This is a genomic window from Kitasatospora sp. NPDC091335, assembly GCF_044757205.1.
GTDB lineage: Bacteria > Actinomycetota > Actinomycetes > Streptomycetales > Streptomycetaceae > Kitasatospora.
In genome coordinates, this window is sequence record NZ_JBIVUM010000022.1 from 18,892 (window position 1) to 34,438 (window position 15,547).

Annotated in this window: 9 protein-coding genes; 2 read left to right on the plus strand and 7 right to left on the minus strand. The window is 75.5% G+C overall.

The features are described from left to right. Window positions 1-123: 123 nt before the first annotated feature. From mfd to ACIQOW_RS33945, 6 genes are all read right to left on the minus strand, one after another. Window positions 124-3,783, minus strand: coding sequence for a transcription-repair coupling factor (mfd, locus tag ACIQOW_RS33920; protein WP_401091505.1), 3,660 nt, complete (start codon window positions 3,781-3,783; stop codon window positions 124-126). A gap of 785 nt (window positions 3,784-4,568) precedes the next feature. Beyond that, the gene (locus ACIQOW_RS33925; protein ID WP_401091507.1) at window positions 4,569-6,056 is read right to left on the minus strand and encodes a hypothetical protein; all 1,488 of its coding nucleotides are present in this window, start codon (window positions 6,054-6,056) and stop codon (window positions 4,569-4,571) included. A gap of 267 nt (window positions 6,057-6,323) precedes the next feature. Further along, window positions 6,324-9,083: an SUKH-4 family immunity protein gene (locus tag ACIQOW_RS33930; protein WP_401091509.1), complete on the minus strand. Its 2,760-nt coding sequence runs from the start codon at window positions 9,081-9,083 to the stop codon at window positions 6,324-6,326. A 76-nt stretch (window positions 9,084-9,159) separates the two neighbouring features. Further along, window positions 9,160-10,161, minus strand: coding sequence for an SMI1/KNR4 family protein (locus tag ACIQOW_RS33935; RefSeq protein WP_401091510.1), 1,002 nt, complete (start codon window positions 10,159-10,161; stop codon window positions 9,160-9,162). Window positions 10,162-10,275: 114 nt separating this feature from the next. Then, on the minus strand, window positions 10,276-11,418 hold the full coding sequence (locus ACIQOW_RS33940) for a DegT/DnrJ/EryC1/StrS family aminotransferase (RefSeq protein ID WP_401091512.1): 1,143 nt from the start codon (window positions 11,416-11,418) through the stop codon (window positions 10,276-10,278). Between the two features lie 29 nt (window positions 11,419-11,447). After that, the gene (locus ACIQOW_RS33945; RefSeq protein WP_401091514.1) at window positions 11,448-12,608 is read right to left on the minus strand and encodes a Gfo/Idh/MocA family protein; all 1,161 of its coding nucleotides are present in this window, start codon (window positions 12,606-12,608) and stop codon (window positions 11,448-11,450) included. A gap of 374 nt (window positions 12,609-12,982) precedes the next feature. Between ACIQOW_RS33945 and ACIQOW_RS33950 the strand changes: the two genes are divergently transcribed. Both ACIQOW_RS33950 and ACIQOW_RS33955 read left to right on the plus strand, forming a co-directional pair. After that, window positions 12,983-13,444, plus strand: a complete 462-nt coding sequence (locus tag ACIQOW_RS33950) for a YwqJ-related putative deaminase (protein WP_401091516.1) — start codon at window positions 12,983-12,985, stop codon at window positions 13,442-13,444. A 60-nt stretch (window positions 13,445-13,504) separates the two neighbouring features. Then, on the plus strand, window positions 13,505-14,032 hold the full coding sequence (locus tag ACIQOW_RS33955; RefSeq protein ID WP_401091671.1) for an SUKH-3 domain-containing protein: 528 nt from the start codon (window positions 13,505-13,507) through the stop codon (window positions 14,030-14,032). Window positions 14,033-14,098: 66 nt separating this feature from the next. Here the strand turns inward: ACIQOW_RS33955 and ACIQOW_RS33960 are convergent, their stop codons facing one another. Then, window positions 14,099-15,367, minus strand: a complete 1,269-nt coding sequence (locus tag ACIQOW_RS33960) for a sensor histidine kinase (RefSeq protein ID WP_401091518.1) — start codon at window positions 15,365-15,367, stop codon at window positions 14,099-14,101. Window positions 15,368-15,547 lie beyond the last annotated feature (180 nt).

The window sequence follows — 15,547 nt, forward strand, 5'->3', positions numbered from 1 at the left end:
ACCTCCGTTCACAGCCCCGATGGTCGCGATGCGTACGTCAACCGCCGCGACCGCCCGTACACACGGAACGGCGGCCCCGGGCCGGGCCCGAGACCGCCGTGCACCGCCCCGGGCGGGCGGACGCTACTTCTTCGCCCCCGCCAGGTCGTCGAACATCGCCGACAGGAACTCCCTGCACCAGCCCAGCAGCTCCCGCCCGACCAGCGGCTTGCCGCCGATCCGCCCGGTGCTCGGGCGCGGCACCAGCAGCTGCCGGGCCGCCGCCTTCACCTGGCTGCGCGGGTAGAGCCGGTTCAGCCGCAGCTGCTGGGACTCCCGCAGCTCCACCGGCCCGAAGCGGACGTTGGTGCCCTGGAGGGTGATGTCCGAGATCCCGCACCGCCGGGCGTACAGCCGCAGCGCCGCGACCAGCAGCAGGTTCTCCACCGGCTCGGGCAGCTTGCCGTAGCGGTCCACGAGCTCGTCCCTGACCTGCTTGATGTCCTCCTCCGAGTTGACCGCGGCGATCGAGCGGTACGCCTGCAACCGCAGCCGCTCGCCGGGCGCGTAGTCGTGCGGCACGTGGGCGTCGACCGGCAGCTCGATCTTCACCTCCAGCGGCTCCTCCTCCGGCTCCCCGCCGCCCGCCAGCGACTCGCGGAACTCCGCCACCGCCTCGCCGACCATCCGCATGTAGAGGTCGAAGCCGACGCCCGCGATGTGCCCGGACTGCTCGCCGCCGAGCAGGTTGCCCGCCCCGCGGATCTCCAGGTCCTTCATCGCGACGTACATGCCGGCGCCCATCTCGGTGTGCTGGGCGATGGTGGCCAGCCGCTCGTGCGCGGTCTCGGTGAGCGGCTTCTCCGGCGGGTACAGCATGTACGCGTAGCCGCGCTCGCGACCGCGCCCGACCCGGCCGCGCAGCTGGTGCAGCTGGGAGAGGCCGAAGGTGTCGCCGCGCTCCACGATCAGGGTGTTGGCGTTGGAGATGTCGATGCCGGACTCCACGATCGTGGTCGACACCAGGACGTCGAACTCCTTCTCCCAGAAGTCGACGACGACCTTCTCCAGCTGGGTCTCCCCCATCTGCCCGTGCGCGGTGGCGATCCGCGCCTCGGGCACCAGGTCCTTCAGCCTGGCGGCCGCCTTGTCGATCGACTCGACCCGGTTGTGGATGTAGAACACCTGGCCCTCGCGCAGGAGTTCACGCCGGATCGCGGCCGAGATCTGCTTCTCGTCGTACGGCCCGACGAAGGTCAGCACCGGGTGCCGCTCCTCCGGCGGGGTGGTGATGGTGGACATCTCGCGGATGCCGGTGACCGCCATCTCCAGGGTGCGCGGGATCGGGGTCGCGGACATGGTGAGCACGTCCACGTTGGCGCGCAGCTTCTTCAGCTGCTCCTTGTGCTCGACGCCGAAGCGCTGCTCCTCGTCGACGATGACCAGGCCGAGGTCCTTGAACCTGGTCTCGGAGGAGAACAGCCGGTGGGTGCCGATGACGACGTCCACCGAGCCCTCGAACAGCCCCTCCAGCACGGCCTTGGCCTCGGTGTCGGTCTGGAAGCGGGACAGCGCCTTCACCGTCACCGGGAAGTTGGCGTAGCGCTCGGCGAAGGTCGAGAAGTGCTGCTGCACCAGCAGCGTGGTCGGCACCAGCACCGCCACCTGCTTGCCGTCCTGCACCGCCTTGAACGCGGCCCGCACGGCGATCTCGGTCTTGCCGTAGCCGACGTCGCCGCAGATCAGCCGGTCCATCGGGACGGACTTCTCCATGTCCGACTTGACCTCGGCGATGGTGGTCAGCTGGTCCGGCGTCTCCGCGTACGGGAAGGCGTCCTCCAGCTCGCGCTGCCACGGGGTGTCCGGGCCGAAGGTGTGGCCCGGGGCGGCCATCCGCGCCGAGTAGAGCCTGATCAGGTCGGCGGCGATCTCCTTGACCGCCTTCTTGGCCCGCTGCTTGGTCTTCGCCCAGTCCGCCCCGCCGAGCCGGTGCAGCGTCGGGGCCTCGCCGCCGACGTACTTGGTGACCTGGTCGAGCTGGTCGGTCGGCACGAACAGCCGGTCGCCGGGGTGGCCGCGCTTGGCCGGGGCGTACTCCAGCACCAGGTACTCACGGGTGGCGCCCTGGACGGTGCGCTGCACCATCTCGACGTACTTGCCGACGCCGTGCGCCTCGTGGACGACGTAGTCGCCGGCCGCCAGCGCCAGCGGGTCGATCGCGTTGCGGCGACGCGAGGGCATCCGGCGCATGTCCTTGGTGGAGGACTTCTGGCCGGACAGGTCGGTCTCGGTGATGACCGTGAGCTTCAGGGCCTCGTCCACGAAGCCGTGCTCGATCGAGCCGCAGGAGACGTGCACGACGTCCCGGGTGGGCGCCTCGGCGAGGTCGGCGACCAGGCGGGCCGGGATGCCCTCGTTGCCCAGCACCTCGGCCAGCCGGGAGGCCGGGCCGTGGCCCTCGGTCACCATGACGACCCGCCAGTCGGCGGCCAGCCGCTCCTTGGCGTCGGCGATCGCCCGGGCGGTGTCGCCCCGGTAGGCCTCGACGGCGTGCATGCCGAGGGTCAGGGTGTTGGCGTCGAACTCCAGCACCTCGTTCACCGAGGACTCGCTGGTCGCGAACGGGCTGACGGACCACCAGGGCAGCCCGATCTCGGCGGCGTGCTCGCGCACCTCGGCGAGCGAGCGCAGCGAGGCGGCGGAGACGTCGATCGCCTCCAGGTCGATCGGCCGGTCCCCGCCCGAGGCGGCCGCGACCCAGGAGGCGTGCAGGAACTCCTGGCTGGTCGCGACCAGGTCGGCGGCCCGGGTGCGGACCCGCTCCGGATCGCAGACCACCGCGACCGAGCCGAGCGGCAGCACGTCGACCAGCAGCTCCATGTCGTCCACCAGCACCGGCGCCAGCGACTCCATGCCCTCGACCGCGATGCCCTCGGCGATCTTGTCCAGGATCTCGGCCAGCCCGGGGTGCCCGGCGGACAGCTCGGCCGCCCTGGCCCGCACCTCGTCGGTGAGCAGCAGCTCACGGCAGGGCGGCGCCCACAGGCCGTGCTCGGCGATCTCCAGCGAGCGCTGGTCGGCGACCTTGAAGTACCGGACCTCCTCGACCTCGTCGCCCCAGAACTCCACCCGCAGCGGGTGCTCCTCGGTCGGCGGGAAGACGTCCAGGATGCCGCCGCGGACGGCGAACTCGCCGCGCTTCTCGACCAGTTCGACGCGCGCGTAGGCGGCGGCGGAGAGCCGGCGGGCGATCTCCTCCAGGTCGTACGACTCACCGCGGCGCACGGCCACGGGCTCCAGCTCGGCCAGCCCCTTCACCTGCGGCTGGAGCACCGAGCGGACCGGGGCGACGATCACCTGCACCGGCCCGGCCGCCGGGTCTGCCCCAGCCTCCGACTGGGAGGTGCCCCCGTCGAGCCGCGGGTGCACGATCCGGCGCAGCACGGCCAGCCGGCGCCCGACGGTGTCCGAGCGGGGCGACAGCCGCTCGTGCGGCAGGGTCTCCCAGGCCGGGAACTCGGCGACGGCGTCGGCGGGCAGCAGCGAGCGCAGCGAGGCCGCGAGGTCCTCGGCCTCCCGGCCGGTCGCGGTGACGGCGAGCACCGGTCGGCCCCGGTCCCCGGCGGACTGCCCGGCGAGCGCGCGGGCCAGCGCGGCGATGGCGAACGGCCGGGCGGCGGGCGGCCCGACCAGGTCCAGGTGGCGGCGTCCGCCGGCCGCGGCGCCGACGGCGGTGGCCGCCTCGATCGCCTCGGCGAGCGCCGCGTCCCGCGCGACGACATCGAGCAGTCCGGTCAGACTCATCTGGGGTCTCTTCTTCGTCCCGTGGCTGGTGCTGCCCCCGGGCGGCGAAGGCCCGCCGGGGCAACGCGAACGGCCCGGCACGCCGAGCGGCCGGGGGTCTCCAGCCTACGCCGCGGCACGGGCACACACGTGGTCCTCGGCGCCCGCGGGGCCCGGCCGGGGCTTCGGCGGAGCCCGACCAGGGCATCGGCCGGGGTTTCGGTGGGAGCTTCGGCGGGGCTTCGGTGGGGCTTCGGTGGGGGGACCGGGGGCTCCGATGCGGCCCGCCCGGCCGGCCTCCCGCCCGTCGCGCCGCCGATTCTGTCAGGAGCATGTCCGGGAACGAACCACCGGACCGGACACCGGACCGGCCGGTGGACGAACCAACGGGGAGCCGCACCGAACCGGGCACGGCTATCCGCCACGAACTGGACATACTCCTGTCACTGGCCGTCCATGGAGATCGCGCACCATGGTGAACGTGCCCGCCGCACCCAACCGTGGGGGATGGCTGTGGGGGCACTGTCGCACCCCCGATGGGGGTCGGAGGTGCGAGGCCGGGCGACCCTGGGTGGGGGCGCCCGCCCAAGCGCCGGGAACCGTGGCGCCCTTTCCTGGAGGGCGCCACGGGTCTCGGCCTCTTTCGTCTGCGGGGGCTTACCCCGCCGGGCGCCGTCCTATCCCGCGGACCCGTCCGTTTTCCCGGCCGCCCGCTCCACAAGCTTCGGCGCCGGACACGGCGCGAGGGCCCCGGCCGCCCGGGGGAGGCGGTCGGGGCCCTCGCGACGCGTGGTCGGGCGGCCGGGTCAGCGGCGGCGGTAGCTCACCGTGTGGGGGGTCGCGTAACCGCTGCCGTCGTCCACGATGATGATCTTCGGGACGATCCGGGTCTCGTCGTCCGACCGTCCCTCGGCGGCCTTCCCGTCGGTGACGTTCTCGTCCGCCGCGTTCCCGTCCACGACCCGCTCGTCCGCTGCCGCCTCGTCCACGGCCTTCCCGTCGACCGCCTTCGCGACGACCGTCTCCTCGGCGGGCGGTGAGGCCGGCTTCGGCGGCACCGGGCCGGTCGCCACGGGCCCGCCGATGGCCTTGGCGGCACTGCCGCCGACCACCGGCGTCCGCAGCACGGGCGCCGGCTTCTCCCGGGCGAGAGCCTTCTCACCGGCGGAATCCGCCACGGCGGGCGCCTGGGCCGAGGCTTTGCGCAGGTTCGTCACCGGGATCTCCCCGGTGTCCGCCTCCGAGTCCACCGGCACCGCGTCGACAACGGCGTCCGCGACCGCGTCGGCGACGGCGTCCTGCGGAGCGGCGGCCTGAGCGGGCGGCTGAGCGGCGGCGGGCGCGGCGCCCGGGAAAGCCCGGGCGGAGTCCCGGGAGACCCTGGCCGCCGCCGCGGCGAGCTCCCCGGGCTCGATCTGGCCGACCGCCGCCCCGGTGAGCGAGGCCAGCGTGGCCTTGATGTGGTCCAGGTGCTGCTGCACCGTCTCCAGCCGGGTGTCGAACTCGCGCTGCTCGCGCTCGCTCGCCGTGTTGATCTTCTCGGCCTCCCGGCGGGCCTGGTCGATCAGCTGGTCGGCCTTGGCCTGGGCGTCCGTCTCCAGCTGCTTGATCCGGTTCAGCACGGTCTCCCGCTGCTGCTCGGCCTCCTTGACCCGGCGCTCGGCCGTCGCGGAGACCTCGGCGTCCTCGGCGTCGGCCTTGGCCTGGGCGGCGGCGAAGGTCTCGTCGGCCTTCCGGCGCCGGGCGGCCAGCTCGGCCTCGGCCTGCTCGCTGGCCTCGGCCGCGGCCACCCGCACCTTGGCGGCGTAGCCGGTGGCGGCGTCCCTGGCCGAACGGCTGTCCCGGTCGGCGTCGGACCTGATGCCCTCGGCCTCGGCCCGGGTGCGCTCCTCGGTGCGGCGGGCGGCCGAGTCGGCCTCGGTACGGGTCCTGGTGCCGTACTCCTTGGCGGCGCGGTCGGCGTCCTGCCCTGCCTCGTAGACCTCGTCCCTGAGGTCCTCGGCGAAGCGCTCGGCCTTCTCCCGGACGGCGCGGGCCTCGTTCTCGGCCATCGCGGCCAGGCCGGAGGCCTGTTCGCTGAGCACCTGGTAGTCGGGCTCGGGGGCCTCCTCGGCGGTCCGGCGGATGTCGGCCAGTCTGGCCTCCATCTGCCGGATGCCGGCGCCCAGGACGCTCAGCCGCTCCCACGCCTCGTCACGCTGCGCGGTGAGCGCGGCGAGGGCTCGGTCGACCTGGTCGGGCACGTAGCCACGGCGGGCCTGGGTGAAGCCGTACTGGGGGACGGCGTCGCTCATGGGCTCTTCCCCTCATTTCGCGGGCTGCGGAGCCCATGATCGAACGGAACGGACGGATCCGGAACCGGTTCGGAGCCCGGGGCCGGAATCCGCCGTCCTACGGACCGGAATTGTGTCGAGGACCGGACGAATAGACCCATCCTCTTGACCTATTTTGCGCAGATCCGGGCGAAACCCCAACGAGGCACAGCCGTGGCGGCATGCCGGAGGGGTCGTTCCGGACTCCGGAACGACCCCTCCCCACCTGCGAGGATCGGCGACGGCCCGCTACAGCAGGCCGTCCCAGAACTGCTCCAGCAGCACGGCCCACCAGGTGTCCGCGTTCTGCAGGGCCGCCGGGTCGATCGCGGCGAGCTGGGCCTGGAAGTCGGTCGTCCAGCGACCGGCCTGGTCCGGCGTCAGCCCGTACCGGAGCCGCCACATCCGGCCCAGCAGGGCCAGCGAACGGACGAACTCCGGTACACCGCTGTTGACGAACCGGGGCGGCCGGCCGGTTCCATCGACCTCCACGGCCACCACGTGCGCGGTGCCGTACTGGACACACAGCTGCCGGCCGTAGTCGTTGCCCAGCACCAGGTAGCCGCCGAAGTCCGGGCCCGTGGCGAGACCGCGCTCGGCGGCCAGCTCGGCGAGCGTCGGAATCGGCCGGCCCTCCTGCGCCTGCGCCCAGAAGAACGGCCCGAAGTCGCGCGGCAGCCCGGCCCACATCAGGGTCTGGGACACCGGCTCGGGCACGCCCTGGCGGGAGACGGCACGCTGCTCGTAGCGGAACAGGTTCTGCCCGAAGGCGCTGCCGGTCTCCTGGGCGAGCTGCTGCGGCGGGAGCGGCGGCAGCGCCTGGACCGTCCCCGGCGCGGGCGGCGGCACCCGGAACGGGCGGACCCGCTGGGTGCCGGAGGCCAGCTGGGCCAGCTCGTCCAGGTGGTCGAGCAGCTCGGCCATCCCGGCCTGCCTGGAGGCGTGGTCACGGCCGTACGGGGCGGTGTGGGTGAGCCGGACGTTCGGCCAGGACGCGGCGATCATGCGGTTGCAGTAGCCGCCCGGAAGGTCGCACGACTCCAGCTCCGTGTAGAGCTCCAGCACCTGCTCCGGCGGCACGTTCAGCCGGCGCAGGTCCTGGAGGATCTTCCACTCCGGGTGCGGGGTGCCGGGCTCGCTGCGGTGCAGCAGCTTCTGCTCCGAGCCGTCCGGGCCCCGGTAGCTGAGCGCGGCGAAGTACCCGGGGCCGACCGCGGGCACGCCCGGGGGCACCGACACGGGCTGCGGCGAGCCGGGCACCGCGGCCGGCGGGACGACCCCGGCGCCACCGCCCGCGTTCGGGTAGCCGTAGCCGGCCGCCGGCGCGGCGGGGGCCGACGGACCACCGGGCGGCGGGACGGCCGGGCCGCCGGACGGCGGGGTGCCCGGATCCGCCGGGCCGCCCGGCAGCGCCGGGTCGATCGCGCTCGCCAGCTGGGTCGCCTCGTACGCCGTCCCGGACGCGGGCGCACCGGCGGGCGACGCGCCCTGGGCCGCCGGGGGCCCGCCGGCGCGCAGGCCCGCCGGGGGCGGGGGCGGCGGGGCGGAGCCGGTGCCGCGGCCCGCGGGGGCGGCGGCGGGCGCGGCGGAGCCCGGGGTGTTCCTCAGCCCGGCGGGCGGGGGCGGCGGCGGGCCCGAACCCGCGCCCCGCCCCGTCCCGGCCGGGGCGGCACCCGCGCCGGAGGAGCCGGCGGGGCCGCCGCGCAGCGCGGCCGGCGGGGGCGGCGGCGGGCCGGAGCCCGCACCCCGGCCGAGCCCTGCCTCCGGCGCACCGGGGGCCGGGGCGGCGGGGGCACCGGGGACGGGGGCGCCGGGCAGGCCGGACAGCCCGGGGGCACCGCCGGGCTGGGCCAGCATGGTCGGGGCGTGCTCCACCTGCGGACCACCGGTGGGCGGGACGGCCGGAGCTCCCGGCAGACCGCCGAGGCCGGGGACACCGCCGGGCTGGGCCAGCATGGTCGGGGCGTGCTCCACCTGCGGACCACCGGCAGGCGGGACGGCCGGGGCGCCGGGCAGGCCCATCAGTCCGGGCACGGCGTCCGGCGACGCGAGCAGCGTGGGCGCGGGTTCGGCAGCCGGTACGTCCACCGGGGCCGGGATCGGGGCCGGGATCGGCGGGCCGACGGGCTGCTCGGCGGCCGGGGGCTGCGCGGCGGCCTGCGGGACCGGGGGCATGCCGTGGCCCCCGCTCGCCGGCGGCATCAGCATGGTCGCGGCCTCGGCCCCGGCCGGGGCGGGGGCCTCGGGCAGGTCCGAGCCGGTCGTCCGCAGCCCGTCGGGCATCAGGACGGTCGCCGCCTCGGCCGGAGGCTGGGGCGGCGCGACCGGCGCCACGGGCGACGGCACCGGCACGGCGGCCTGCGGCTGCGGCATCGACGGCGGCAGCGGAGCGACGGCCGGCTCCTCGGGCCCGGGCGGCGGCGCGAGCATGGTCGGCGCGTCCCCGGCGGGCCGGTCGGAGACCGGCGGCTCGGTCAGCACGGCGGCCGCGGGCCGCGGCGCCGCGGGCGGCTCCCCGACCGGCGCGGCGGCAGCGGCAGCGGAAACACCCGGAGCCTCGACCGGCGCGGCAGCCTGCGGCACGGCCGGAGCCGCCCCGAGCCGCTCCGCCTCGGCCGCGATCGCCGCGGCCCCCGCCTCCTGGAGCCACTGCGGCGGGCTGAGCAGGAAGGAGGTCGCCTCCACCGGCCCGGGCGCGGGCTTCGCCGCACCCGCGGGATTGGCCGCCACCGGCCGCCCGTAGGCCTCCTCGTACTGCCGGACCACCTCGTTGACGGGCAGCGCGGGCCACAGCGTGCTGGCGCCCGAGTCCCGGGCGATCACCAGCCGCGCCTCCCCCGAGCCACCGCCCGTACCGCCTGCACCGTCGGCCGTGCCCGAGGGCGCCACCGCCCAGCAGACGAAGCCCAGGTCGAACTCCCGGACCCGTACCTCACGCTGCTGCGAGCGCGGCACCCCGCCGTTGATCCACTCCTCGGCGAGCTCCTGCGCCTGCGCGTACGTCACCACGCCCGGTTCACCCCTGTCCGCATCCTCTTCGTCCCCCGTTCCACCGACACCACAGCCATCACCGCGACCACGCGCCTCAGCCCAGCGGGACGGCCCGGGCGAACCCGCCGTCCACCATCAGCTCCGCGACCGTCTCCAGCTCCGGCGGGCTGCCGGCCAGCCGCAGCAGGAAGGCGTCGAAGTCCTCGCCGCAGGGCAGCAGCAGTCGCGCGCAGCGGTCCTCGGGGGACTCCTGGGCGCCGGAGTCGCGGGCGTCGTCGTACAGGTGGAACCAGACCGAGCCGGCCCGCTCGCCGCGCACCTTGAGCGCGACCAGGCCGCCCTGGGCGTAGGCGATGCCCAGGTAGTCCTTGGTCAGGTGGTCGCGCAGGCACTTGTTGGCGTACACGACGTCCTCGGTGCCGTACTCCTCGGTGAGCGTCAGGAACGGCTGGTCGAGCAGCAGTCCGAGCTCGGTGTCCAGCCCGACGCCGGCCGGGGCCCGGCCGCCGCCCAGCTTGAGGAACGTGCGGTAGGCGTCGGGGAGCCGGTAGCCGAGGCGTTCCTCGGCGCGCTGCACCAGGTCCTCGGGGACGCCGATCGGGTCGCCGCCGTCCCTGGCCAGCGAGAAGTGCACCGCCCGGCGCTCCTGTAGGGGCCGGGTGCCGCGGCGGTTGTGGTCGGCGGCGGAGACGGCCAGGCCGCCGTGGTGCCGCAGCAGCGCCTTGACCTCGACCGGGACGAGCTCCATCCGCCGCCAGCCGGGGGCGGCCCGGCCGACCGCGTGGTGCCAGGTCCAGCCGGGCGGGGTGGCGACGGCGGTCGCCAGGTCGGCCCAGAGCGGGTGGCCCTGGGTGTAGAGCGCGGCGTTGGCCGAGACGTAGTCGGTCAGCCGCAGCTCGTCCACGCCGAAGCCCTCCGGCGGGTCGGCCACCTCGGCCGCGGCGGCGGCGTACGGGCCGAAGTCCGGGTAGCCGTACTCGTCCACCCTGACCCCTCCGGGGTGCCGCTCCGCGCGGACCGGATCCGGGAACTGCACCACCTGACCTGCGTACGCCGCGTTCGGTGCGGCGGCGACGCCGGGCCGACCTGTCGTCATCTGGGAGCCCCCACTGGCTGCTGCAAATACGGTGCCTGCTGGGCACCAGCCTAGGGCCTGCCCTCAACCCCCCCGTCGGCCAGGCGGCCCTACAGCCCGGGCCCCGCCCGGGAGTCACGACCGGCCGCCCAGCGCCCGCGCCAGTGCCTCCGCCACCCGCAGCTGGCGGGCCTCGGTGAGGTGCGGGTGCAGCGGCAGGCTGAGCAGTTCGCGGGCGGCCCGTTCGGCGACCGGGAACGCCCCCTCGCGGTGGCCGAGGTGACGGAACGCGGGCTGCAGGTGGACCGGCAGCGGGTAGTGCACCCCGGCCCCGATCCCGGCGGCGTGCAGCGCGGCCAGCACCGCGTCACGGTCCCGGCCGGGGCCGATCCGCACCGGGTACAGGTGCCTGACGTGCTCGTTGCCGGGGGCGGTGCGCGGCAGGACGAGCCCGTCCAACCCGCCCAGCAGCGCGTCGTAGCGGGCGGCGGCGGCCCTGCGGGCGGCGTTCCAGGCGGGCAGCCGGCGCAGCTTGGCGCGTAGCACGACGGCTTGCAGGGCGTCCATCCGGGAGTTGAAACCGAACCGTTCGTGCCGGTACTTGTCGCGCGCGCCGTGGTCGCCGAGCAGCCGGACGGTGTCCGCGAGGCCCTCGTCGTCGGTGAGCACCGCCCCGGCGTCGCCGTAGGCGCCGAGGTTCTTGCCCGGGTAGAAGCTGGTGGCCGCGATCCGCCCGTACCCGGTGCGCCCGTGCTGCCTGGCCCCCTGGGACTGCGCCGCGTCCTCCACCACCGGCCGCCCGTCGGCCGCCTCCAGCAGCGGCCCCATCGGCGCGAGTTGGCCGAAGAGGTGGACGGGCAGCAGCGCGGCCGCGCCGGGCAGTGCGGCGGCGGCCCGCTCCGGGTCGATCAGCAGGTACACCGGGTCGGCGTCGACCAGCACCGGGCGCAGCCCGGCCCGCAGCACCGCCTCCGCGGTGGCGACGAAGGTGTTGGCGGGCAGCACCACCCCGCTGCCGGGCGGCAGGTCCAGGGCGCGCAGGGCCAGTTCGAGCGCGTCGGTGCCGTTGGCGGTGCCCACGCAGTGCCGGACACCGGCGAAGGCCGCGTACTCCCGCTCGAAGGCGGCCACTTCGGGGCCCTTGACGAAGGCTCCCGAGGCGAGCACCCGGTCGAAGCCGGCCCGCACCTCGTCCGCCACCTCGGCGTGCGCCGCCGCCAGGTCCACCAGCGGGATGCCCTCGTCGGCCGGGCCCCCGCCCACGGCCTCAGTGCTCACCGGGCCTGCGCCCGCCGCCGGAACGGCGCTCACCGGACCTCCGCCCCGGCCCGGACCCCCGCCCCCACCGGGACGGTGACGCCGCCGAGTCCGAGGCTGAGCGAGGCCGCCTCCAGCAGCTGGAGCACCCGCATCCCGGCCCGCCCGTCGGTGAGCGGGGCCCGGCCCTCGGTGATGGCGGCGGCGAACTCGGCCATCACGTTGCGCAGCGCCTCCTGCTCGACCAGGGCCGGCGCCACCATCTCGCCGACCCGGTAGGAGATCAGCGCCCGGTGCCGGATCGCGTCGGTCAGCTGGTCGGGCGGGGTGAGGTCGACCCCGCGGTCGTGCACCGCCAGCCGGGCCTGGGGGTTGAGGTCGTCCCAGACCAGGGTGCGCCGCGAGCCGCCGATCAGCGTGGTGCGGACCTTGGTCGGGGAGAGCCAGTTGACGTGGCAGTGCGCGAGCGCGCCGTTGCTGAGCCGGACGGTCAGGTAGGCGACGCAGGCCCGGCCGGCCCCGATCGGGTCGGCGCCCTGGGCGGACACCCCGACCGGTTCGACCCCGGGCGGCAGCACGAAGTCCAGGATCGACAGGTCGTGCGGGGCGAGGTCCCACAGCACGTCCACGTCCGGCTGCACCAGGCCGAGGTTGATCCGCACCGAGTCGAAGAACTGGACGTCCCCGATCTCCCCGCCGTGCACCAGCTCGCGGATCCGCCGCACCACCGGGGTGTAGCAGAAGGTGTGGTCGCACATCAGCACCAGCCCGCGCCGCTCGGCCAGTCCGACCAGTTCCCCGGCCTCGGCGGCGGAGGTGGTGATCGGCTTCTCCACCAGCACGTGCTTGCCGGCCTCCAGCGCCGCCCGCACCAGCGCGTAGTGCGCGCCGGCCGGCGTGGCCACCGCGACCGCGCCGACCCGCTCGTCCGCCAGCACCCGCCGGTAGCTGCCGGTCACCCCGACGGTGCTGTACTCCCCCAGCACCGCGCGGGCCTTGGCCTCGTCCAGGTCGCACAGCCAGTGCAGCCGCAGCGCCGGGGTGTGCTGCGCGTTGCGGACCAGCTTCGGGCCCCAGTAGCCGGCCCCGACCACGGCCAGCCCGACCGGGTGCTCGGGCACCGCCCCGGGCGGCTCGTCGGGTGCGGGCACGTGGCCGCCGGGTGCCTGGTTGGCGGCCTGCCAGTGGTCGTCCGCCGGTTTCGACGTCATCGCACGAGCCCCTTCGCTCAGCGCCGGGGCGGGCGGCAGGCCCTTCCCGGCAGCCTCAACGTCCGACGCGGGCACCGGAGCCGGCCCCGTCGGCGGCTGCCCCGCACGGTCGGCCGCGTCCCCTTCGGCTCGCTGCCGGAACGGTACCGGCCGCGGACCGGCTCCCGGGGCCGTTTCGGTAGATCGGCGGACAAGTCGTGACGAGGGCGTACGTGTTCGGCCAAGATCGGGTGACCGCCCGGCCGGTCCGTCGCGGCCCCGACCGCCACCGCACCCCGGTTGTGCGGTTGTCGGTGTCGTTTGACAGGCTTGCCCCGGACCGGACCGGCCCGGCCACTCCGACCGACGCCGGGTGACCAGGAGGAGGACGACGGATGACCACCGGTGAGCCGGCGGGCCCTCCCGTGCTGCGCCACCACCGCGACAGCCTGCTGCCCGCCGTCGCCGCCGCGCTGTCGCTCAAGGGCGGCGAGGTGCACACCCTGGCGGGCGACAAGGACCACCGCCGCCCTGCCCTGCACCAGTTGGTCACCGACTTCCTGGACACCCTGCCGGTGGAGGCCCGCGAGCGGTTCACCGGGCGCTGCCCCGAGGCGGTCCTGCTCTCCCAGTACCTGACCACGGTCGACGGCAGGCGCTCCAAGCGCGCCGCCCGCAAGCCGATGACCCTGCACGAGGCCCGCAAGGCGCTCAAGGGCTCCCGGATGACGACCGTACGGATCCGTGAGGAGGGCGACCCGGCGCACGGCAGCCACGCCCCGCCCTGCCGCTCCTGCGCCCCGATGCTGGAGCACTTCACCGTGCGGAGCGTCGCCGTCGCCCCGCCCGTGCACTGACCGGCCGAGCGCCGGCACGTCCCCCGTCCCCCAGCCCTGGAGCCCGTCCTGAATCCGCCCATCCCGCCCGCACCGGCCACCCTCTCCTCCGCCGGCCCGCGGACCCGCCCGCGCTTCCCCGCGGACGTCGCCGCCGAGCTCAAGACGGCCGGCTGGCACCCCGGCCGCTGGCAGATCCGGCAGGCCGAGGAGTGGGCCGACGCCCTGGTCGGGTTCGGCGCTCCCACCGGCGTGCGGCACGCGGTGTTCCCGGCGGCGGTGGAGGCCTGGGCCGAGTTCGGCAGCCTCGCCTTCGACCTGTCGGGCCCCGGCCGTCAGCTGGCCCGCACCCCGTTCCTGATCGACCCGCTGTGCGGCCTGCACCAGCCGCGCACCCTGCTCGACCTCGGCCGGGCGCTGGGGACGCAGCTGGCCCCGCTCGGCGAGGAGGCGTACGGGCAGGCACTGCTGGCCGTCGACGAGGAGGGCCGGGTCTACAGCCTGGACCACGCCGGCGAGTGGTTCCTCGGCCACGGCATCGACCAGGCGATCTCCGCGCTGGTCCTGGGCACCGTCCCGGAGCGGCTGCGCACCCCGGACGAGCACTGAGCGGCCGGGGGCGTCCCCGGACCGGGGGCGCTGAGGGCGGCTCAACCAGCCGCTCGACCCGGCCGGTCAGCCCAGCCGCTCGGCCCGTACCGTCAGCCGGGACGGCAGCACCGCCTCGATCCGGAACCCGCCGTCCGCCTCGGGCCCCGAGGAGAAGGTGCCGCCCAGGGCGATCACCCGTTCCCGCATCCCGACCAGCCCGTTGCCCCCGCTGGGCAGCTTCGCCGCGCCCCGCTCCCCGCCCGGGCAGGCGTTCACCACGGCCACCCGCACGCCGTTCGGCGCGTACGAGAGCAGGACGGACACCTGGGCGCCGCCCGCGTGCTTGTGCGCGTTGGTCAGGCCCTCCTGGACGACCCGGTAGGCGGTCTGCTCGGCCTCGCCGGTGAACTCCTGCCGGCTGCCGCTGACCGTCAGCGTGACCGCCATCCCGGCCGCCCTGGACTGGTCCACCAGCCGGGGCAGCCCGGCCAGCGAGTCCGGCTCCGGCTGCCGCGCGTCGTCCATCCGCAGCACCCCGAGGATCTCGCGCAGCTCGTTCAGCGCCTGCCGGCCCACCTCGCCCATCAGCTTGGCGCTCTGCGCGGCCCTCTCCGGGTCCTTGGCGACTATCCGCTCCAGCGCCCCGGCGTGCACCACCATCAGCGAGACCCGGTGCGCCACCACGTCGTGCATCTCCCTGGCGATCCGGGTGCGCTCCTCCAGCCGGGCCCGGCGGGCGCGCTCCTGGGCCTGCTCGGCCAGCAGGTCCAGCTCGGTCTCCAGGCCGTGCGCGCGGTCCTTGAGCGACTCGATCAGCCGCCGCCGCGCGCCCACGTACAGCCCGGTCACCACCGGGGCGACGGTCAGCCCGACCGCGACCAGCAGCGCCAGCAGGATCAGGCCCCACATCGGCGGCCGCTCCACCAGGGTGTCATCGGGCGTCATCAGTGTCACCGTCATGACGGCGGCCGCCTCGGCGAAGGCGAGCGCGGACAGCGCCACCACCCGGCGGCGCCGCGAGGGCCACTCCCAGGTCGACGACAGCGTGTACAGCGCCACCACCAGCAGCACCACGCCCAGCATTCCCGGCATCACCAGCAGCGTCACCAGCACCGGGACGGCCGGCCAGCGCCGGCGCACCACCAGGGAGCCGCCGGCCAGCGTGCCCAGCACGGCGATCCCGACCGTGCCGGCGGCGCTCACATGGATCCTGGCGGAAAGGAAGCCGACCGTGCTGACCGTGCACTCCAGGGCGGCGAGCAGCGCCAGCCCGATGTCCAGGAAGGCGCTGCGCGGCCGCTTCCACCACCAGAACGACCGGACCGGCATGCGCTCCCCAGGCGACTTGCTCATGCCCCACAGCCTAAGCGGTGTCCTGCGGCAACCCCCTCCCCTCCCCACCGGGATTGCCCGGCACACTCGCCGAAGCCGCCAAGTGGTCCAGACCACAAGTCGTTTTCGGCAGCCCTGTCCGCCATCCGGCCACCTCGCGGACAGCACCGGCCCCGACACCTATGCTGGTCGCGTCGGACA

What these genes read in the sequence shown, in the direction of transcription:
- ACIQOW_RS33935 (WP_401091510.1), bottom strand. Translation starts at nt 10,161, where the DNA reads ATGACGACAGGTCGGCCCGGCGTCGCCGCCGCACCGAACGCGGCGTAC.
- ACIQOW_RS33945 (WP_401091514.1), bottom strand. Translation starts at nt 12,608, where the DNA reads ATGACGTCGAAACCGGCGGACGACCACTGGCAGGCCGCCAACCAGGCA.
- ACIQOW_RS33960 (WP_401091518.1), bottom strand. Translation starts at nt 15,367, where the DNA reads ATGAGCAAGTCGCCTGGGGAGCGCATGCCGGTCCGGTCGTTCTGGTGG.
- ACIQOW_RS33925 (WP_401091507.1), bottom strand. Translation starts at nt 6,056, where the DNA reads ATGAGCGACGCCGTCCCCCAGTACGGCTTCACCCAGGCCCGCCGTGGC.
- mfd (WP_401091505.1), bottom strand. Translation starts at nt 3,783, where the DNA reads ATGAGTCTGACCGGACTGCTCGATGTCGTCGCGCGGGACGCGGCGCTC.
- ACIQOW_RS33950 (WP_401091516.1), top strand. Translation starts at nt 12,983, where the DNA reads ATGACCACCGGTGAGCCGGCGGGCCCTCCCGTGCTGCGCCACCACCGC.